At 64.5% G+C, this 18,623-nt stretch carries 17 protein-coding genes; 9 read left to right on the top strand and 8 right to left on the bottom strand.

Going from position 1 to position 18,623, the window contains the following annotated elements:
• From mmsB to chvE, 3 genes are read right to left on the bottom strand one after another with little or no spacing between them, the layout of a single operon-like run.
• Complete coding sequence (gene mmsB / locus RT513_RS02860; protein WP_290689116.1) at positions 1-1,209, bottom strand: multiple monosaccharide ABC transporter permease; 1,209 nt, start codon at positions 1,207-1,209, stop codon at positions 1-3.
• Complete coding sequence (gene mmsA, locus RT513_RS02865; RefSeq protein ID WP_290689114.1) at positions 1,206-2,813, bottom strand: multiple monosaccharide ABC transporter ATP-binding protein; 1,608 nt, start codon at positions 2,811-2,813, stop codon at positions 1,206-1,208. The genes mmsB and mmsA overlap by 4 nt, the downstream gene beginning before the upstream one ends.
• 52 nt (positions 2,814-2,865) lie before the next feature.
• Complete coding sequence (gene chvE, locus RT513_RS02870; RefSeq protein ID WP_088214697.1) at positions 2,866-3,930, bottom strand: multiple monosaccharide ABC transporter substrate-binding protein; 1,065 nt, start codon at positions 3,928-3,930, stop codon at positions 2,866-2,868.
• 128 nt (positions 3,931-4,058) lie between these two features.
• On the opposite strand from chvE, the gene RT513_RS02875 reads away from it, so the two are divergent.
• Together RT513_RS02875 and RT513_RS02880 are read left to right on the top strand one after the other, a co-directional pair.
• Positions 4,059-4,997, top strand: a complete 939-nt coding sequence (locus tag RT513_RS02875; RefSeq protein ID WP_290689112.1) for a LysR family transcriptional regulator — start codon at positions 4,059-4,061, stop codon at positions 4,995-4,997.
• A gap of 56 nt (positions 4,998-5,053) precedes the next feature.
• Positions 5,054-5,668, top strand: coding sequence for a PadR family transcriptional regulator (locus RT513_RS02880; protein WP_290689110.1), 615 nt, complete (start codon positions 5,054-5,056; stop codon positions 5,666-5,668).
• Here RT513_RS02880 and RT513_RS02885 read toward each other — a convergent pair.
• Positions 5,653-6,597, bottom strand: coding sequence for a LysR family transcriptional regulator (locus RT513_RS02885; RefSeq protein WP_290689107.1), 945 nt, complete (start codon positions 6,595-6,597; stop codon positions 5,653-5,655). The genes RT513_RS02880 and RT513_RS02885 overlap by 16 nt on opposite strands.
• A gap of 149 nt (positions 6,598-6,746) precedes the next feature.
• On the opposite strand from RT513_RS02885, the gene RT513_RS02890 reads away from it, so the two are divergent.
• From RT513_RS02890 to RT513_RS02910, 5 genes are read left to right on the top strand one after another with little or no spacing between them, the layout of a single operon-like run.
• Positions 6,747-7,607: a D-amino-acid transaminase gene (locus RT513_RS02890; RefSeq protein ID WP_290689105.1), complete on the top strand. Its 861-nt coding sequence runs from the start codon at positions 6,747-6,749 to the stop codon at positions 7,605-7,607.
• 28 nt (positions 7,608-7,635) lie between these two features.
• Complete coding sequence (locus RT513_RS02895) at positions 7,636-8,481, top strand: ABC transporter substrate-binding protein (protein WP_290689103.1); 846 nt, start codon at positions 7,636-7,638, stop codon at positions 8,479-8,481.
• Positions 8,482-8,485: 4 nt separating this feature from the next.
• Positions 8,486-9,595, top strand: coding sequence for an amino acid ABC transporter permease (locus tag RT513_RS02900; protein WP_290689098.1), 1,110 nt, complete (start codon positions 8,486-8,488; stop codon positions 9,593-9,595).
• Positions 9,596-9,598: 3 nt separating this feature from the next.
• Positions 9,599-10,342 (top strand): amino acid ABC transporter ATP-binding protein, encoded by a 744-nt coding sequence (locus RT513_RS02905; protein ID WP_290689096.1) that lies wholly within the window; start codon positions 9,599-9,601, stop codon positions 10,340-10,342.
• A gap of 9 nt (positions 10,343-10,351) precedes the next feature.
• Complete coding sequence (locus tag RT513_RS02910; protein WP_290689094.1) at positions 10,352-11,398, top strand: P1 family peptidase; 1,047 nt, start codon at positions 10,352-10,354, stop codon at positions 11,396-11,398.
• Positions 11,399-11,672: 274 nt separating this feature from the next.
• Here the strand turns inward: RT513_RS02910 and RT513_RS02915 are convergent, their stop codons facing one another.
• From RT513_RS02915 to RT513_RS02925, 3 genes are read right to left on the bottom strand one after another with little or no spacing between them, the layout of a single operon-like run.
• Positions 11,673-13,916 (bottom strand): xanthine dehydrogenase family protein molybdopterin-binding subunit, encoded by a 2,244-nt coding sequence (locus RT513_RS02915; RefSeq protein WP_290689092.1) that lies wholly within the window; start codon positions 13,914-13,916, stop codon positions 11,673-11,675.
• Positions 13,913-14,944, bottom strand: a complete 1,032-nt coding sequence (locus RT513_RS02920; protein WP_290689090.1) for an FAD binding domain-containing protein — start codon at positions 14,942-14,944, stop codon at positions 13,913-13,915. The genes RT513_RS02915 and RT513_RS02920 overlap by 4 nt, the downstream gene beginning before the upstream one ends.
• Positions 14,941-15,438, bottom strand: a complete 498-nt coding sequence (locus RT513_RS02925; RefSeq protein WP_088214687.1) for a (2Fe-2S)-binding protein — start codon at positions 15,436-15,438, stop codon at positions 14,941-14,943. The genes RT513_RS02920 and RT513_RS02925 overlap by 4 nt, the downstream gene beginning before the upstream one ends.
• Positions 15,439-15,548: 110 nt before the next feature.
• On the opposite strand from RT513_RS02925, the gene RT513_RS02930 reads away from it, so the two are divergent.
• Positions 15,549-16,100, top strand: coding sequence for a TetR/AcrR family transcriptional regulator (locus RT513_RS02930; RefSeq protein ID WP_088214686.1), 552 nt, complete (start codon positions 15,549-15,551; stop codon positions 16,098-16,100).
• Between the two features lie 543 nt (positions 16,101-16,643).
• On the opposite strand, the gene purU is transcribed toward RT513_RS02930, so the two are convergent.
• Complete coding sequence (gene purU, locus RT513_RS02935) at positions 16,644-17,528, bottom strand: formyltetrahydrofolate deformylase (RefSeq protein ID WP_290689086.1); 885 nt, start codon at positions 17,526-17,528, stop codon at positions 16,644-16,646.
• 230 nt (positions 17,529-17,758) lie between these two features.
• On the opposite strand from purU, the gene RT513_RS02940 reads away from it, so the two are divergent.
• Positions 17,759-18,619 carry a GH25 family lysozyme gene (locus tag RT513_RS02940; protein ID WP_290689084.1) on the top strand — a complete coding sequence of 287 codons (861 nt, stop codon included), beginning with the start codon at positions 17,759-17,761 and terminating at the stop codon, positions 18,617-18,619.
• The last annotated feature ends 4 nt before the right edge of the window (positions 18,620-18,623 follow it).

Below are 18,623 nucleotides of genomic sequence, written 5' to 3' on the forward strand. Positions count from 1 at the left end.
TCAGCCCTGCTTCCGTTTGTTGTAAACGTCAAAGATCACCGCCGCGAGCAGAACGAGCCCCTTGATGACCTGCTGATAGTCAATGCCGATCCCCATGATCGACATGCCGTTGTTCATCACGCCCATGATGAGAGCGCCGATCACGACGCCGATGATCCGCCCTACCCCCCCGGACATGGAAGCGCCGCCGATGAACACTGCCGCGATCACGTCCAGTTCGAACCCAACCCCCGCCTTCGGGGTTGCGGAATTCAGCCGCGCGGTGACGATCATTCCCGCCAGAGCCGCCAGAACCCCCATGTTGACGAAGGTCAGGAACACCAGCCTGTCGGTGCGGATACCCGACAGCCGCGCCGCCTTTTCATTGCCGCCGAGAGCGTAGATGCGTCGCCCCGTTGTCGTCTGTTCGGTAAAGAAGGCGTAGAGGACGATCAGCACCGACATGATGAGCACCACGTTCGGCAGGCCCCGGAAGGAGGCCAGCTTCCACGCCACGAACATCAGCGCCGCCACGACGGCGATGTTGCGCAGCCAGAAGAAAGCGATCGGCTCCGGCTCTATCCCGAATGCCTCGTCATGCCGGCGCGCCCTGAGGCCCGTCCAGACGATGGCGACAGCCGCGATCCCGGCAAGGGCCAGCGTGGTGACGTTGGGCCGCCCCACGCCGAACAGGTCGGGAATGAACCCGGTGGAAAGCCCCTGAAACGCGCGAGGGAATGGTCCGATATTCTGCCCGGCCAGCAACCACAACGTCAGGCCCCGGAACACCAACATCCCCGCCAGCGTCACGATGAAGGAGGGAATGTGCCAGAACGCAACCCAGTACCCCTGCGCCGCCCCGATCAGCGCACCGACGAGCAGAACCGTCGGGATCACCGCCCACACCGGCCAGCCAAGCTGCACGGTGAGAACCGCCGATACCGCGCCGGTAAACGCCGCGACCGACCCTACCGATAAGTCGATATGCCCTGCCACGATGACGAGCAGCATGCCGAGCGCCATGATGATGACGTAGCTGTTCTGCAGGAACAGGTTGGTAATGTTCTGGGCGGACAAGAAATCCACGCCCTGCATGCCCACCATGATCTGAAAGAAGATCACGATGGCGACCAGCGCCAGCATCATTCCGTTTTCGCGCAAATGGCCGCCCAGATGCGCGCCGATGCCCTTTGGCCGTGTGGGGGTCTTGTCGGTATCGAGGCTGCTCACAGCGTGGCCTCCCTCGGGGGGGAAGGAGGCGCGTGATCCTCAGGTCTTCCCGGCGGCGGACCAGCGGGACCGGTTTCCGGTCGCGCCCGTGCCGCATCCCGCATTATGAGGGCCATGATGCGCTCCTGACTGGCGTCCTGCCGCGACAGCTCACCCAGAATCCGCCCCTCGTTCATCACGTAAATCCGGTCGCACATGCCTAGGAGTTCCGGCATCTCGGACGAGATCATGACGATCCCCCTCCCTTCGGCAACCAGCCTGTTCATGATGCCGTAGATCTCGAATTTCGCCCCTACGTCGATGCCCCGCGTCGGCTCGTCGAGGATGAGCACCTGCGGTTCGGTGAACAGCCATTTCGACAGCACCACCTTCTGCTGGTTTCCGCCCGAAAGGTTCACGACACGCTGAAAGACCCCGGGCGTACGGATGCGCATATCCTTGCGATAGCCCTCGGCGACGAGCTGCTCCCGCCCGCGCGACAGGACGCCTTTCTGCGATACGCCCCGCAGGTTGGCGAGGGAGATGTTGCGCAGGATCGGCTCCTCCAGAATGAGGCCCAGACCCTTGCGGTCCTCCGTCACATAGGCAAGCCCCGCGTCGATCGCCCGGTTGACGGTCGTCAGATCGGCAGGGGTTCCGCGGATCGCCACGTCACCCGAAATGTTGCGCCCGTAGCTCCGGCCGAAAAGGCTCATGGCAAGCTCGGTCCGCCCCGAACCCATCAGCCCGGCGATGCCCACGATCTCTCCCCGCCGCACAGTGAAGCCCGCGTCGCGGATCACCTGCCGGGGCAGGTCGGGGTGCCAGACGTTCCAGTTCCGCACCTCCATCAGCACCTCGCCGACCTGCGGCTCCCTGTCGGGGTAGCGGTTGGCGAGGTCGCGGCCCACCATGTCGCGGATGATCCGGTCCTCGGTCACTTCGGCGCGGTTCAGCGTGGCCACGGTGGAGCCGTCGCGGATCACCGTCACCCTGTCCGCGACCCGCCCGATCTCGTTCAGCTTGTGGCTGATGAGGATGGAGGTGACGCCCTGCTTCTTCAGTTCCAGCAGCAAGGACAGAAGTTTCTGGCTGTCATTCTCCTGCAGGGCCGCAGTCGGCTCGTCGAGGATCAGGAGCCGGACGTCCTTGGCCAGCGCCTTGGCGATCTCTATGAGCTGCTGCTTGCCGACCCCGAGCTTTTCCACCCGCGTGGTCGGCACTTCCGACAGACCGACCTTGGCCAGAAGCTCGCTCGTGCGGCGGAAGGCGAGCGGCCAGTTGATGACCCCTCGCGCGGCTACTTCGTTGCCGAGAAAAAGGTTCTCCGCAATGGAGAGCAGCGGGACAAGCGCCAGCTCCTGATGGATGATGATGATGCCTTGCGCCTCGCTGTCGCGTATCCCGGCAAAGGCGACGGGCTTGCCGTCGTAAACGATGTCGCCTTCGTAGCTGCCATACGGATAGACCCCGGACAGCACCTTCATCAGCGTCGATTTTCCGGCGCCGTTCTCTCCGCAGATGGCGTGGATCTCTCCCGTCTCAACGCTCAGGTCCACCCGGTCGAGCGCGCGGACACCGGGAAAGCTCTTGCCGATCCCGCGCATTTCCAGAAGTGTCGCCATGGCCCCTCCCGCCTGCAAAAAGCCCGCCGCTCCTGCGACGGGCATGGGGCTGTCAGTTCAGTTGCGCGTCGGAGTAGTAGCCGGAGCCGACAAGAACCTGCTCATAGTTCGATTTGTCCACCGGCACCGGTTCCAGCAGGTAGGAGGGCACGACCTTGACACCGTTGTCATAGGTGGTCGTGTCGTTGATCTCGGGCTCAGAACCTTCCAGAACGGCGTTGACCATCTTCACCGTCACTGCTGCAAGCGCGCGCGTATCCTTGAAGATGGTGGAATACTGCTCACCCGCCTTGATGGACTTGACGGAAGGCACCTCCGCGTCCTGCCCCGTGACGATCGGCATCTTCATGCCACCGGAGCCGTAGCCCACACCCTTCAGCGACGACAGGATGCCGATGGACAGCCCGTCATAGGGCGACAGCACGCCGTGCAGCGTCCGGTTGCCGTATTGTGCCGACAGAAGGTTATCCATCCGCGACTGCGCCGTCGCCGGATCCCAGCGCAGCGTGCCCACCTTGTCCATGCCCATCTGGCCGGACGGGATCGCCACCTCACCGCTGTCTATCATCGGTTGAAGAACCGACATCGCGCCGTTGTAGAAGAAGAAGGCATTGTTGTCGTCAGGGCTACCGCCGAACAGCTCCACGTTCCACGGTTTCACGTCCGGGAAGCGCTCCTTCAGCCCGCTCACCAGGCTCGTGGCCTGTTGCACGCCTACCTTGAAGTTGTCGAAGGTGGCGTAGTAGCTCACCGCGTCGCTCTCGCGGATCAGCCGGTCATAGGCGATGACCTTGATGTCCGAGGCGGCTGCATTCTCCAGCGCGTTGGTCAGCGTCGTGCCGTCGATGGAGGCGATCACCAGAACCTTCACGCCCTTGGTGATCATGTTTTCGATCTGGGCAAGCTGGTTCGGGATATCATCCTCGGCATATTGCAGATCGGTGTCGTAGCCCGCAGCCTGCAGCTGTTTGACCATATTGTTGCCGTCATCGATCCAGCGCGCCGAGGATTTGGTCGGCATGGCTATGCCGACAAGTCCCTTGGACTGCGCATCGGCCTGAACTGCCGCAAACGACGCCATCATCGCGACCGCCGCCGCGAATGCCCTGATCTTCATGCTTTTCCCCTCCCTTTGACCGATGCGATGACCGGTCTCCGCTCCCACGGATGTCGCAAGGGTAGAAGGCTTCGACATATCATACAAATGAGTTTATGGCTGTTTGACATATCGATTATGGTATATCTATGTCGGCGCTTCTGGCCCTTAAACTGTCGCAGTTCCGCCTGATCGCCGCGATTGCGGAACATGGGCGCCTTCAGTCTGCGGCGGAGGCTCTGGCGCTCACGCAACCTGCTGCATCGCGCATGCTTTCGGAAATCGAACGGATCGTCGGCGCGCCGCTTTTCGAGCGTCATCCGCGCGGCATGGCGCCCACCCTGCTTGGGCGCATTCTCATTCGTCGCGCGCAGGGAATGATGACTGCGATGACCGACCTGTCCCGAGAGGTACAGGAGATGACGGAGGGACGCGGCGGCCTTGTCCGGGCCGGGGCCGTGACAGGGCCCGCGGTTGGCTATGTTGTGCCTGCTGTCCGAAAGCTGAAGGCGCTGGCTCCCGACGTTGAACTTCGGCTGGATGTCGGCCCTTCACCGCAGCTCGTGCGGGGGCTGGAGGCAGGGGAGTACGATTTTGTCGTGGCGCGGCTTCCCGGTGATGCGGATGCAGCGGCGTTCGAGATCACCGCAGGCCAGGTGGAGATGGTCCACTTCGTAGTGCGAGACGGCCATCCGCTTGCCGGCGCGGCCGACGTCCCTGTGACGGCCCTGTCTGACCATCCCTGGATCATTCAGGAGCGGGGCACGCCGATCCGTCTGGCGGTGGAGCGCGCGCTCCTGCGGAACAATGCGCCCGTTCCAGCGGATGTCATAGCGACATCCTCGCTGGTGCTCATGATAGCTCTGTTGCGGGACTCCGACGCGATCGGGCCGATGGCGTCGGAAGTCGCGGCTCTCCTGACCCATGGGGGCCGCGCTTCCGGGCTGAAGACGTTGAAGTTGGCAATGCCTGTCATCGTGCCGCCCTATGATGTGCTGACGATACGAGGGCGCGCGCTTTCTCCCGCTGCGCGTCGTCTTCGGAGTTTGGTGACAGACGAAATCCGGCTCCACCAGTTTTCAGCGTAAGGGTCTTGTGCGTGAGATATTCAGACATATCTTACGATATATCTTAAGGAGAAAACATGAGACATATCTTTCATCATCACCACCATCACCATCGCTTTCATCCAGGCCCCGAGGGGCGGCGCGGCGGTGGCTCCCCCTTTCGCAGGGACGGCGAGCCCCGCTTTTCGGAGCGGCGGTTCATGCGCGGGCGCAAGCTTTCCGCAGAGGGGATGCAACTGCTGATCCTCTCCCTGATCGCGGAGCAGCCGCGCCACGGCTATGAGATCATCCGCGCGGTCGAGGAACTGTCCCAGGGACTGTATGTGCCAAGCCCGGGGGTGATCTATCCCGCACTCTCCTATCTGGAGGATGCCGGCCTGGCCGAAGCGCAAACCGATGGCAACCGGCGGTCCTACAGCCCCACGGAGGCCGGTCGCGCGCATCTTGCCGATGCGCAGGAAGCCGTCGAAGCGTTGCGAAGTGCGATAGGTCGTGCGGGTGATCGCTTTGATGAAATGCGCCGGAGCGAAGGAGATGATGGCCGGCACAAGCGGCCGTTTTCCGAAATGCGCATGGCGCTCCGGGCCGCACTGTTCGATCTGCGCGAGGCTCCGCCCGAGGTACAGGAGCGCGCGGGCGAGATCCTCCGGCGCACGGTTGCGGAACTGCGCGGCCTTCAGGGCAAAGACTGATCCAAGCCTCCCGCCACCGTCCGCCAGATACGCTCCACAATCGGGCGGCGGAGAGTGGCGGGGCGGTAAAGGCGTATCTGAACCTCCATCGTCCACGCAGGGTCGGTGCTGGCAAGGCGCAGGCGTCCCGCCGACAGATCATCGGTGACCAACGTCTCCGGCAGCCAGCAGACCCCGCGCCCGGCCAGCGCAAGCGTCCTCAACCCTGTGCAGATCGTGTTCTGATGCACGGTATCACGCAGCAGATCCGGCCTTTTGCCGAACAGGCGCCCCAGCGCCACGCCGAAGAACGACGATTCCCCATAGCAGAGATAGGGCATCCGCTCCCCTGCGGCGATCGTACGGTCAAGCAGCGCCTCACCGGGCAGGCTCGCCCCGCAGGATGTCCGCACCTCCACACCGGCGACCGGCAGCACCCGCTCCGTCCCGAGCACCAGATGGTCGAACCGCTGCGGATCGAGGATGAACGGCACTGTCGGGTGGGCATAGGTCAGAAAGAGGTCCGCCTCCCCTTCGGTCAATGCGCCAAGGTTGGCCTCGATCCCCCCGCGATCCGGGATGATTGCGCTTCTAAGGTCGGGTACGGAGGCGGTGAGCCGGTCCAGCCAGCCGGGAAAGAACGTGACGGTGAGCGTATGAAGAGCCGCAAATGTCACCTGCGCATGGTCGGCAATCTGCGGTCGCAACGCATCCCGCGCAGCATAAAAGGCGCGGATCGCCTCCTGCGCCACGGGCAGGAACGCGCGCCCCTCGCGGGTCAACTCGGCCGGCACCGTCGCCCGATTGATGAGCGACGCACCCAGCCAGGTTTCAAGCTGCCGGATACGGCGGCTGAAAGCGGACTGGGTAACGTGACGCGCCTCCGCCGCGCGTGAAAAGCTGAGCGTATTCGCCAGCATTTCAAAGTCCTCAAGCCACTTCAGTTCCATGTCGCGACCCTCTCCAACCCTTCCTACGCGAGCCATTGCGCCTGACAAGAGGGGTTATGCAAAAACGGACTGGTGTCGGAAAAATTGAGCATTGGTTTTGGAGTGCGCCCCCGGCTTAACGTTGCAGCACAGAACCGGAGACGCCAGCCATGCCCCGCATCGTCCATATCAATGGGGAATTCCTGCCCCTGCAGGCGGCGACGCTGCCCCTCATGGATCGGGGGTTCCTGTTCGGGGATGCGATCTACGAGGTGACGGCGGTGATCGGCGGCCGGCTGATCGACAATGACCGGCATCTGGCGCGGCTGGAGCGTTCCCTTGCGGAGATAGGAATTCCGCTGCCGAGGCCGCTGCCGGAGATCGAGCGGATACAGCGCCATCTTGTCGACGCGAACGGTCTCGAGGAGGGTACGGTCTATATGCAGGTGTCGCGCGGGGTACAGGAGCGGGATTTCCTGCCCGCCGCGGGGCTGTCGCCAACCTTCGTCGTCTTCACCCAGCAAAAGCAGCTTCTCGATACCGCAGCGCAGCGGGAGGGGATCGCCGTCGATCTGCAACCCGATCTTCGCTGGATGCGCCGGGACATCAAGACGACGATGCTGCTCGGGCAGGTGCTGGCCAAGCAGGCGGCGCAGCGGGCGGGCTATACCGATGTATGGCTGCATGAGGACGGTGTCATCACCGAAGGTGCTTCCGCCTCCGCCTTCATCATCCGCGGCCACACGCTGGTCACACGCGGCAATTCGCGGGCGATCCTGCCCGGCTGCACCCGTGCCGCCGTCCTGAAGCTTATTGCGGAAGCCGGTCTGGTGCTGGAAGAGCGCGGATTCACGACCGCCGAAGCGGAGGCCGCCACGGAAGCCTTCCAGACCAGCGCCACCAGCCTCGTCACGCCGGTCGTCCGCATCGGGCAGAGCCGCATCGGCGACGGGCGCCCCGGCCCGCTGACCCGACGGTTGCAGACCCTTTACCTTGCAGAGGTCTCTGCTCAGCCCGCCCAAACAAACTGATACAAAAACCAACAGGAGAGACACGGAAATGAAGACGAAAATCCTGCTCAAGGCCGCCACGGCGGCGCTGGCCCTCGCCCTCGCCCCCGCCGTTCATGCGTCCGAGGGCTATGGGGACTGCCCGCTCTATGGCGAAAAGGGGGCGGCCAGCATCGAACCGGCTGTTCCGGGGCAGTTCACCGTCATCATCAACCTCCCCGCGGTTGGTCAGTTCAACGGCGACACGCCCGAGACGATCAAGGACGGGTTCGAGTTCTGTATGGCCGTGAACATCGCGCATCGGCTGGGTCTGGAGAAGGTGAAGCTGGAGAACGCCTCCTTTGAATCGATCGTGGCGGGGCAGAACCGCGATTACGACATCGCGCTCGCGCTGATCTCCGTCACCGAACCGCGCAAGAAGGTTGTCGATTTCTCTACGCCCTATGCCTTCCCCGCCTATGGTATCGCTGCGAAGAAGGGTGCCGATGTGACGGAGGCAAATATCCGGGACGTGAAGCTCGGGACTCAGGCGGGTACGACGATGGTCCCGTTCGCTCAGGACAAGCTCGGGGTGAAGAACCTCAGCGTGTTCGACGATACGGGCGCCATGTTCACCGCCGCAGCGGCTGGCAACGTCAACGCGGTGATGACGGAACTGTCCATCGTGATGGGTCAGGTCGCCGCGTCGAACGGCAAGTTGGAGACCGTCGGGCAGTACGAAACCGGTTGTCAGACGGCTGGCATCTATCCCAAGGGCTCGAAAGCCAAGCCGGTCATCGACCAGATCATCGCCGATCTCAAGTCCGATGGGTCGCTCGACAAGCTTTCCGACCTTTACCTCAAACCGTCGTGGGGCGGCGTATCCCCGGCTGACATTCCCGTCTGGAAATACTGAGCCGATGACCGTGGTCGAGGAACACGGCAACGAGGGGCGCGCCGCCGAATGGCGCGCCCGGAACCGCATCCGCACCCATATGGGCCGCGCCGCCACCGGGCTTGCCGTCGGAATGCTCACCTTCGCGATCGTGGCGATTTCGGTGCAGCACATCGGCGGATACCTCGTCTCCCAGGGGTGGAAAGCGCTCCCGGTGACGCTGGTCGGGGCGCTGTGCCTGGCACTCGCGGCCTATGTGGTCTGGATCGGCGGCCGGGCGGTCGCGACGGCACGGGCCGCGGGCCGGGCGGCGGAACCCACGACTGCACGGGCCTTCGGGGCGCTGGCATCCGATCTCGGCTTCCGGGCCATGTCCTATGCGGGCGCACTCCTGATCCTGACCGCCGGGGCATGGTTTCTTACGGTCAACGATGCGGCTGTCAGCCGGACGTTCTTCGACCTGTCGCTCATCGCCGCCTCGGCCGGCAAGATTCTCGCCGCCTTCTGGACGAATATCGTCATCTTCTCGGTCTCCTGGGTGCTGATCCTGATCTGGTCGCTTGCCGTCGCCATCGCCAGAACGCTGCCGGGAGAGGCGGGAAAGCCCATCCGTACGCTCGCCATCATCTATGGCGATCTGTTTCGCGGGCTGCCCGCGATCATCACCATCTATCTGATCGGCTTCGGCTTGCCGCTAACCAATCTGCCTGTTCTTTCCAACCTGTCCTCCACCTCCTACGCGATCATCGCGCTGACGCTGACCTACGGGGCCTATACCTCGGAGGTTTACCGGGCGGGCATCGAGAGCGTGCACCAAAGCCAGATCGCAGCCGCCCGCTCGCTCGGGCTCTCCCATGCACGCACCATGCGTTATGTGGTGATCCCGCAGGCCCTGCGGGGCATCGTTCCGCCGCTGATGAACAACTGCATCAGCCTGCAGAAGGACACCGCGCTCGTCGCGATCATCGGCACGATCGACGCCTTCAACCAGTCAAAGATCATAGCCGCGAACAACTTCAACCTCTCCGCCGTGACGACCGTGGCGATCCTTTTCATCCTCATCACGATTCCGCAGGCCCGGCTCGTCGACAAGCTGACGGAGCGCGACCGGCGACGCATCCGTTCGGGGGGCTGATCCATGGCACTTGTCGAAATTGATCATGCGGTGAAACGCTACGGCCAGATGGAGGTCCTCTCCGGCATGACGCTCGACGTGGGCGAACATGAGGTCGTCTGCCTGATCGGGCCATCCGGCTGTGGGAAATCAACCCTCCTCCGTTGCATCAACAGGCTGGAGGAGATCAACGAAGGCGAGATCCGCATTCATGGCGAGCGGATCACCGGGCCGGGCGTCGATCTGGATGCGCTCCGGCGCGAGATCGGCATCGTCTTTCAGGGCTACAACCTGTTTCCGCACATGACGGTGCTGCAAAACGCCACCCTTGCTCCGGTCAAGGTGCTGGGCCTCTCCCGCCGCGTGGCGGAGGAAAAGGCGATGATGCTGTTGGACCGGATCGGGCTTGCTCACAAGGCGAAGGATTATCCCGACCGGCTTTCCGGCGGCCAACAGCAGCGGGTCGCGATCGTGCGCGCGCTGATGATGGATCCCATGCTGCTGCTGCTGGACGAGATCACTTCGGCGCTCGACCCGGAGCTGGTAGCGGAGGTGCTGGACATCGTGCGCGATCTGGCGGAGCGGGGGATGACCATGGTGCTCGCTACACATGAGATGGGCTTCGCGCGGGAGGTTGCGGACCGCATCTGCTTCCTTCAGAACGGCAAGGTCTATGAACAGGGTCCGCCAGATCAGATCTTCGGCGCGCCGCAGGGGGAGAGGACACAGGCCTTCCTGAAGCGGTTGATCGAGGCGGGTCGTCTCTGAGAGGCTCCGATGCTCATCCGTGATTTCGGGATCGTCCCCGGTATTCTTCCCCCCGGCCCGCTCAACGCCATCACCGATGTGGCGGGGGTCATGGTCGGGCACAGGACGATTCGCCACGGGCAGATCAATACCGGCGTGACGGCGGTCGTTCCGCATCCTGGCGACATGTTCCGTCAGAAGCTTCGCACGGGGGTCGCGGTCATCAACGGTTTCGGCAAGTCGGCAGGGCTGGTTCAGGTGGAGGAGCTGGGCACCTTGGAAAGCCCCGTCCTGCTGACGAACACCTTTGCCGTGGGCGCCTGCACAACCGCTTTGATCCGGCGGGCGCTGGCCGCCGATCCTGCCATCGGGCGGGAGACATCGACCGTCAACGCGGTGGTGTGCGAATGCAATGACGGGGTGCTTTCCGATATCCGGGCGCTGGCCGTGACGGAAGCGGATGCGGAGGCCGCTCTGGATGCCGCGCAGAGCGGGCCGGTGGAACAGGGATCCGTCGGCTGCGGCACCGGCATGACCGCCTTTGGCTTCAAGGGCGGAACAGGAACTTCATCTCGCGTGATGGAGGTCGGGGGAGAGCGCTTCACTCTGGGCGCGCTGGTGCAGGCCAATTTCGGCAATGCCGGCGATCTTGTCCTGCCGGACGGGCGGCGCCCGCGGCCCGAGGGGATGATACCTGCCACGCCGGAGCGGGGCTCTGTCATCATCCTGCTAGCAACCGATCTGCCGCTGGAAAGCCGTCAGCTTACCCGGATCGCCCGCCGGGCGGGAGCGGGGCTCGCACGGTTGGGCAGCTTCTGGGGCAATGGCAGCGGCGATATTGCGCTGGCCTTCACCACGGCGGACCCCGTGCCACATGATGGCTCGGCCTTCCTCTCGCCCCGCGTCCTGGCGGAGGAGCAGATCGATCTCGCCTTCCGTGCTGCCGCCGAGGCGACGGAGGAGGCTGTGCTGAACGCGCTGACCGCCGCCGAACCGCTTGTGGGACGAGACGGCGCCTGGCTGCCCTCGCTTGGCCAATGGCTCGCAGATCAGGGCCGCGGCGCAGACCTTCGCTGACGCGCCAGATGGCCGACGGCGCGCCGGATGTGGAAAGGCGCGGCTCTGGCACAAGCTGTATCGGGAAGAGGGAGGGAAGCGGCGACCCCAGGGAGGAGGAGGGGGTCGCCGCCATTTTCCGAGGCTCGGGGAGGAGGAGTGAGCCTTGGGAAACCCTTAGCGCCGAAGCGCTGTGGGACTTATTTCGTCGATCCGCTTGCGGATTGCAAGTGACCGCCTGAGCAAGCCTGACTTGCTGCAGATGCATAACTCATAACGCAAGCTCACGATCGCGTCAGATCAGGCTCTCCGGGTGGATCGGGAAGCTGGCAGGCCGAACGCCGGTCGCGTGCCATACCGCATTGGCAATTGCGCCCACGGTGCCTGTCACGCCGATTTCCCCCACCCCCTTGATGCCGAGCGCATTCACGAAGGGGTCGTCCTCATGCACGGTCATCGCTTCCACGAACGGCGCATCGGCATTCACCGGCACATGATATCCGGCAAGGTCGGCATTCGTGAACCGCCCCGTACGGGGATCGTGGATCGCTTCCTCCTGCAATGCAAACCCGATACCCCAAATCATGCCGCCCAGAAGCTGGCTGCGGGCGAGGCGCGGATTGATGATGCGGCCTGCCGCAAATGCTCCGATCAGCCGGCTGACACGCACCTGCCCCAGATCGGGATCGACCAGCACCTCTGCGAATACCCCGCCGTGGGAAAACATCGCACGCGCCTCACCGACCGAGGCATCCCGCTTGCCCGATCCGCTGCCGCGCACCAGATCCAGCCCCGCCCGGGCGAGGATGTCCTCATAGGCCTCGCTGCGGCCATCATCGTCGTTCCGCCACAGCCGCCCGTCGCGCGCGGTCACCCCGGCATTGCCCGCACCGAAGAGCGGCGATGCCGGATCCTGCACGGCCAGATCGGCGAGCTGGCGCACGACATCGGCTCCGGCGTTGAACAGCGCGGTGCCTGCCGTCGCGGTATGCCCCGATCCCCCGGCCACGCCCGCATCCGGCAAATCGGACTGACCGGAGCGGAACTCCAGCCGAGCGATATCTATCCCCAGCCCATCCGCGGCAATTTGGGCCAGAGCCGTCCATGCGCCCTGCCCCATATCCGCGGCAGAGGTCTCAACGACGGCGCTCCCGTCGGCGTGCAGTGTCGCGTGCGCCGCGGCCTGAAACATCGGGCAGGGAAACTGTGCGGTGCCCATGCCCCAGCCCTTCAGCAACCGCCCCTCGCGCATCTGCCGGGGGTGCAAGGGACGCCCTTCCCACCCGAAAGCCTCGGCCGCGCGGGCATAACATTCCCGGAGTGCCTTGGAGGAGAAAGGCAGGCCGGAAGCCGGGTCCGTCTCTGCATAATTCTTCAGGCGGAAGGCCAGCGGATCCATGCCCATCGCAAACGCTGCCGCATCCACCGCCACCTCAAGCGCTGCCGAGCCAGAGGCCTCCCCCGGCGCGCGCATCGGCCCCGGCGTGCCGGTATCCGCCCTCACCGCACCATGGGTCGTCCGCAGTGCCCGCGTGGCATAGACGCTGTGAGAGGCGTTGGACGCGCTCTCCAGAAAGTCGTCAAACGCCGAGCCAACCGAAACGGTGTGGTGCTCCAGCGCCCGGATATCCCCTGCGTCATCCAGATCGAGCCGCACCGTCTGCCGGGTGGCAGGCCGGTGCCCGACGGGGCCATACATCTGATCCCTGCGCAGCGCGAGCTTCACCGGGCGATCCAGATCCTTCGCCGCCAGAACCGTCAGAAGCTGCGCGCCGAAAAGGATCGCCTTGGAGCCGAAGCCGCCGCCCAGAAACGGGCTGCGGATCAGGATATTGCCGGGATCGATCCCGAGATAGGTCGCGAAGCTGATCTTTGCCAATCCGATCGCCTGGTTCGGCGTGTCGATCTCCAACCGGTCGCCTTTCCACTCGGCGGTGATCGCATGCGGTTCCATGGCGTTGTGATACTGCGCCGGAGTTTCCACCGTGGTTTCGAAACGCCGCGGCGCCTGCGCCCGTTCGGCCTCCATATCGCCTGCTTCGCGGCTTGGCTCGCCGCCGATGCCGACGGTTTTCGGCGTATAGGGAACGCCGCCATCCAGACCCATACGGGGCGGCTGGGCTTCATAGGAGGGGTTCAGAAGCCGCGCACCTTCCATCGCGGCTTCGAGCGTCTCTGCGACCACCAGCGCGATGGGCTGCCCGGCGTAGCGCACGCTGTCGTCCTGCAGGGCTTCCATACGCCAGGCGAAACCGTGAATTTTCTCGTCAGGGCCCTTGGCCAGCGGCGGACGGTTCCGGGGGGTATAAACCTTGACCACGCGCGGATGCGCTTCGGCCGCTTCGGTATCCAGCCGTGTGACGCGACCCCGCGCAATACCCGCAATGGCGACCACCGCGTGAAGCAGCCCCTCGGGCTGCCGGTCAGCGGCATAGGGCGCGCGGCCCGTGACTTTCAGCATACCGTCCCGGCGCGTCATCGACTGACCCGCGTTGGAACCGAGCCGCACATGGCCCTGCATGGGAAGCACGTCGGTCATGAGACATCTCCTTCAAAAACGGAGGCCGGAAGGGCGGGAAGCCGGTCGGGCGTTCCCAGGGCGGCACGGTTGAGCGCGAGGACTGCGATCCGCCCTGCCAGCGGGATCTTGGCCGCATTATCGCCCGAGGGTGCTGCATTTGCCAAAGAAAGGGCAACCGCGGCGGCAAAGGCATCTTCTCCCGGAGCGGCACCTTTCAGCGCCTCCTCCGCCTCCCGGCAGCGCCATGGCCGGGCCGCGACCCCGCCAAGCGCCAGCCGCGCCGCCATGATACGGCCGTCCCGCACATCCAGAGCGGCAGCGGCCGACACGATGGCGAAGGCAAAGGATGTGCGCTCGCGCAGTTTTACATACCGGGCGTGACGGGCCATCGCGCCGGAGTCAGGCAGACGGATGTGCGTGATGACCTCTCCTCGCGCCAGTGGTGGCGGGCCGGCCCCCTCCGCATCGGGGAGCGGGTGAAAGGTCTCCATCGCCACCTCGCGCCTGCCTGTCGGCCCGGCGATCTCGACCACCGCATCATAGGCAGCAAGCGCCACACAGAGATCGGAGGGGTGGGTAGCGATACAGCCCTCGGTCCAGCCGAGAATGGCATGGTTCCGCGTCACGCCGCCAAGGGCGCCGCAACCCGTCCCCGGCTCCCGCCGGTTGCAGGGGGACAACACGTCCTGAAAATAGCTGCACCGCGTCTCCTGCATCACGTTGCCGCCGGTCGTCGCGGCATTGCGGAGCTGGCCGGACGCACCCGACAGAACCGCCTCCGCCACGGCGGGATAGCGCGCCAGCACCGCGGCATTCCGGGCCAGATCGGCATTCGGCACCAGCGCGCCGATCCGCAAGCCTCCCTCCGCCTCCTCCACCCGGTCCAGGCCAGGAAGTCCACCGATGTCAATGAGCGCGGAAGGCCGCGCCACGTCGAGCTTCATCAGGTCGAGAAGATTGGTGCCCCCCGCAAGAAGGGCGGCGCCGGGCCCCGCGGCCATCGCCTCCTCCAGCGTCGCGGCGCGACTGTAGTCGAAGGGTCTCATGCGGATTTCCTTTCAGCGGTCGCGGAAAGTTGCCGTGTGGCGTCCAGCACCGCTTCGGTGATCCCGGCATAGGCGGCGCAACGACAGATGTTGCCGCTCATCCCTTCCCGCACGCGCTCGGGATCCATCCCGGCCTCCGCTTCGGCGATGAGAGCGACGGCGGACATGATCTGGCCGGGGGTGCAGTAGCCGCATTGGAACCCGTCAGCCTCGATGAAGGCCGCCTGAACCGGGTGCAGCCCGTCTGCGGTGGCCAACCCTTCTATCGTGGTGATTTCCGCGCCTTCGCAGCTCAGCGCGAGTTTCAGGCAACTGTTCATCCGTCGCCCGTCAATGAGAACCGTGCAGGCCCCGCATTGGCCGCGATCGCAGCCCTTCTTGGTGCCGGTCAGACCAAGCCGCTCCCGCAGGAGATCAAGCAGCGTGACGCGCGGATCGTCGAGCGCGATAGTCTGCGCCATTCCGTTTATGGTGAGATGAAGGCTCTGTGTCATCTTTCCCTCTCTGGCGGTAAGCTGTCGGGAAGTGGGGTGGCGCGATGCCATGATCTGTTTATACGGAGGGTGCCTCCGTTTTGCAATGGGCAAGAGGCAACGGGTAACAGATGGGCGAGAGTGAGCCGAAGGCAAGAAAACCCCGCGCGGATCAGATACGCAACCGTGAGCGTCTACTCAGCGCCGCGCGCGAGGTCTTCCGCGCCGAAGGTGCGAGCCTCGAAGCCGTCGCCCGCAGGGCCGGATTGGGTATAGGCACGCTCTATCGCCACTTCCCCACACGTGAATCTCTCTATCAGGCGGTCTATGAGCGGGAGGTGGAAGAGCTTGTGCGGTTGGCAGAGACGATGCGGGCGGATGAAGGGCTGGGCCGCTGGATGACAGCCGCGCTCGACATGATGGCGACCAAGAAGGGGATGATCGCCGCGTTGGCGCCGGTGATCGACCCTGCCGCCCCTTTCTATTCAGACCAATCAGCGCGTATGCGGTCGGCGCTCGCCGCTCTGCACGCCCGCGCCGTGGCGGCGGACACCATGCGCCCGGATGTGACGCCCGAAGACCTCATGCGTGTCCTCATCGGATTGTCCTACGGACCAGGGGCCGATCCCGCCCGGTCCCAACTGCTTCTGGAGGTTTTCCTGTCCGGACTCGCGCGCCCCTGAAATGCAGGGCTGCCGGGTCTTGCTTTCCTGCCGGGGTGCAGGGCCCCGGCCTGATGACGCGAACGCCGGACCGCCGATCATCTGCGGCGCGCGGCGGCATCACCGCGCCGACCCCTCCGGGACGACCCCGAACCAATCAGCGAACAGATTTCGGGCGTTGCGGCGGATGTCGCGGTGCAGGTTTGCACCCACCCCTCGGCGCGGTGGCCCAACATCCGGGTTGTGCTAGTGGCCCCTGCGTCCTTCGGGTCGCCGCTCGCTCTCTTGCACACGGGCGCAGGCACACGGGCGCGCAGGCAAATCCGGCCGCGTTACTAACAGGCCGCTGAAAGGTTCAGAGGTGTCGTGCCCCTCCTTGGAAATCGGATAGTCGAGTGACGAAAGCCCCGAAATGTAGATTCTCGGCCCGGTTTCCTCGCATGGCGACCGATTTCCGCTCCAATGCTAAAAGCCTTCCTCACAGCCTGCCAAGCGCCAAGATACGGAGAAGCCGGGTGGCCGGCAGCACTGCGGATCGTCAGACTCGGATCTGCGTGCTGCCGATCAGCCCATCCGCTCCGAAGCATAGCTCCCGGGGGATGCGGCGAAGACCACCGTCTTGTTTCCGCTCAGGAAAACACGGCGATGAATATGGGCGTGGATGGCGCGGGCCAGCACCTGCGCCTCAACATCCCGGCCCAGACTGACATAATCCTCAGGCGACTGCGCATGGGTCACGCGAATTGTGTCCTGCTCGATGATCGGACCCTCGTCGAGATCGGCGGTGACGTAGTGGGAGGTGGCGCCGATCAGCTTCACCCCGCGCTCATAGGCCTGCTTGTAGGGGTTCGCGCCTTTGAAGGACGGCAGGAACGAGTGGTGGATGTTGATGATCCGGCCCGACATCACCTTGCACATCTCGTCCGACAGCACCTGCATGTAGCGGGCCAGCACGATCAGTTCCGCCCCCGTTTCACGCACGATACGCATCTGCTGCGCCTCGGCCTCGGGCTTGTTCTCCCTGGTGACCTTGATGCAGTAGAAGGGGATATCGTGGTTGACCACCACCTTCTGATAATCCATGTGATTGGAGATCACCGCCACGATGTCGATCGGCAGCGCCCCGATCCGCCATCTGTAGAGCAGGTCGTTCAGGCAATGCCCGAAGCGCGACACCATGATCACCACCTTCATGCGCTCGGCCTCGTCGTGGAACTTCGCGGTCATGGCAAAGGCCTGTGCGGTGAGCGCAAACCCCTCCTCCAGCGCAGCAAGGCTCGCGCCCTCCTGCGAGGTGAAGCTCACCCGCATGAAGAACCGCTCCGTCTGTGCGTCATCGAACTGCGAACTGTCGGTGATGTTGCAACCATTATCCGACAGATAGGTGGCGATGGCAGCGACGATGCCGCGGCGGGTCGGGCAGGCAACGGTCAGGCAATACTTGGTCATCTTCGTCTTCCGTCGAGGTGGTAGGGGCGAGCCGGCCGAAGCCGGAAAACGGCTGCGCAAGGAGTAGCATTACTGCGTCAGCGCGCGGGCCGTAAGCCCCCCGGATCCGGGCGGTGACATCTTGGTTTTTCTGTTGGGTAAAGGCCTTGATAAGTGACCTGCTTCGATGCCACCACGATGGACCCGCCCTGCCGAACCGCTATCATGCGTCAAAACGAGGGGGGTGGAACATGGACCGGTCGGGGACGCGGGCATTGCTGCCCGGCATGATGGCTGCTCTCACGATGGCGGTGCTGACGGCCTGCGGTGGAGCGGGGCCGGATGGATCGCAGGAATACAGGGGTGGGAGGCTCGAACAACCCGTTCCGCTCAAGGTGAGTGACCACTCCGCCCCCGGTATTCCACGCTCCTTTGGAGACACCCGGCCCCATGCCTGGTCCGGCCTGTCGCCGGATCACTATCGCGTCCATGGCATCGACGCAGCCCGGTATCAGGGGCGCATCGACTGGCGACAGGTCGCAGCGGGCGGGGTAAGCTTCGCATGGCTGAAGGCTACGGAGGGCGCAGATTTTCTGGACCCCGGCTATGCCGTCAATGCCGAACCAGCGCGCCGGGCGGGCGTTCCGGTGGGCGCCTATCACTTCTATTATTTCTGCCGGACGCCCAGCGAGCAGGCAGAATGGTTCATCGCGAACGTGCCGCGGCGGGCGGGGGATCTGCCGCCTGTGCTGGACATGGAGTGGAACCACACCTCCCCCACGTGCCGCCGGCGGCCGGATGCCGCCACGGTGCAGGCCTATATCCGGGAGTTCGCCGCGATCGTCACCCGCCATTACGGCACCGCCCCCGTCATCTACACCACGCCGGATTTCTATGCCCACAACAACCTTGGTGCGCTTCGTGGATATGAGTTCTGGTTGCGCGCGGTTTCGGCCCATCCCTCGGAACGCTATCCCGAAGAAAGGTGGACCTTCTGGCAATATACCGGCACCGGTGTCGTGTCGGGGGTGTACGGAGGTGTGGACCTCAACGCCTTTGCCGGAACGCCCGCGCAATGGGCCGTCTGGACAGATCGGCGGCGGCAGAAATGATGCG

It is taken from the genome of Haematobacter sp., assembly GCF_032102465.1.
Classification (GTDB): Bacteria; Pseudomonadota; Alphaproteobacteria; order Rhodobacterales; family Rhodobacteraceae; genus Haematobacter.

Excerpts from the sequence above, each read along its gene's own strand:
- RT513_RS02925 (WP_088214687.1), bottom strand. The coding sequence starts at position 15,438 with ATGACACAGAGCCTTCATCTCACCATAAACGGAATGGCGCAGACTATC.
- mmsA (WP_290689114.1), bottom strand. The coding sequence starts at position 2,813 with ATGGCGACACTTCTGGAAATGCGCGGGATCGGCAAGAGCTTTCCCGGT.
- RT513_RS02875 (WP_290689112.1), top strand. The coding sequence starts at position 4,059 with ATGTCGGCGCTTCTGGCCCTTAAACTGTCGCAGTTCCGCCTGATCGCC.
- RT513_RS02905 (WP_290689096.1), top strand. The coding sequence starts at position 9,599 with ATGGCACTTGTCGAAATTGATCATGCGGTGAAACGCTACGGCCAGATG.
- RT513_RS02930 (WP_088214686.1), top strand. The coding sequence starts at position 15,549 with ATGGGCGAGAGTGAGCCGAAGGCAAGAAAACCCCGCGCGGATCAGATA.
- RT513_RS02940 (WP_290689084.1), top strand. The coding sequence starts at position 17,759 with ATGGACCGGTCGGGGACGCGGGCATTGCTGCCCGGCATGATGGCTGCT.
- RT513_RS02885 (WP_290689107.1), bottom strand. The coding sequence starts at position 6,597 with ATGGAACTGAAGTGGCTTGAGGACTTTGAAATGCTGGCGAATACGCTC.
- RT513_RS02915 (WP_290689092.1), bottom strand. The coding sequence starts at position 13,916 with ATGACCGACGTGCTTCCCATGCAGGGCCATGTGCGGCTCGGTTCCAAC.
- RT513_RS02890 (WP_290689105.1), top strand. The coding sequence starts at position 6,747 with ATGCCCCGCATCGTCCATATCAATGGGGAATTCCTGCCCCTGCAGGCG.
- RT513_RS02920 (WP_290689090.1), bottom strand. The coding sequence starts at position 14,944 with ATGAGACCCTTCGACTACAGTCGCGCCGCGACGCTGGAGGAGGCGATG.
- RT513_RS02910 (WP_290689094.1), top strand. The coding sequence starts at position 10,352 with ATGCTCATCCGTGATTTCGGGATCGTCCCCGGTATTCTTCCCCCCGGC.
- chvE (WP_088214697.1), bottom strand. The coding sequence starts at position 3,930 with ATGAAGATCAGGGCATTCGCGGCGGCGGTCGCGATGATGGCGTCGTTT.
- RT513_RS02880 (WP_290689110.1), top strand. The coding sequence starts at position 5,054 with ATGAGACATATCTTTCATCATCACCACCATCACCATCGCTTTCATCCA.
- RT513_RS02895 (WP_290689103.1), top strand. The coding sequence starts at position 7,636 with ATGAAGACGAAAATCCTGCTCAAGGCCGCCACGGCGGCGCTGGCCCTC.
- RT513_RS02900 (WP_290689098.1), top strand. The coding sequence starts at position 8,486 with ATGACCGTGGTCGAGGAACACGGCAACGAGGGGCGCGCCGCCGAATGG.
- purU (WP_290689086.1), bottom strand. The coding sequence starts at position 17,528 with ATGACCAAGTATTGCCTGACCGTTGCCTGCCCGACCCGCCGCGGCATC.